Below are 315 nucleotides of genomic sequence, written 5' to 3' on the forward strand. Positions count from 1 at the left end.
GGACCAAAACGGCCTAGAAAGAAAGATGCTTCATCCGCACAAGCAAACACCCGGCCCGCCTTTCTTTCAGCCCAGCGCTCCTATGGTCTCCATTCGATGATTATTGCTGCGAAGATGTTGAATGTAGGGTGCTTAAGCATGAACGCTTTGAAGGAAACCGCAGCATCCCCATAACAGAAGTACCGCTTAAACCAAAGTAAGTGACCGAAGCACGAGCGTTGGCCCGAACAGAAAAGCGGCTGAGCATTTTTCTGTTCTTGATTTTTTTGGTCCTTTTTGTATCAAGACAAAAAGGACTAGGCCTCCGCGGCCAAT

General features: G+C 48.3%; 1 protein-coding gene. It reads right to left on the reverse strand.

Annotated elements, in window-relative coordinates; genetic code table 11:
- Nucleotides 1–100: 100 nt before the first annotated feature.
- Nucleotides 101–315 (reverse strand): hypothetical protein (locus tag WG906_RS19360; RefSeq protein WP_339994545.1); only part of this gene is annotated, 215 nt, incomplete at its 5' end.

The sequence above is a fragment of the Pedobacter superstes genome (assembly GCF_037622515.1).
In the GTDB taxonomy this organism is placed as follows: domain Bacteria; phylum Bacteroidota; class Bacteroidia; order Sphingobacteriales; family Sphingobacteriaceae; genus Paradesertivirga; species Paradesertivirga superstes.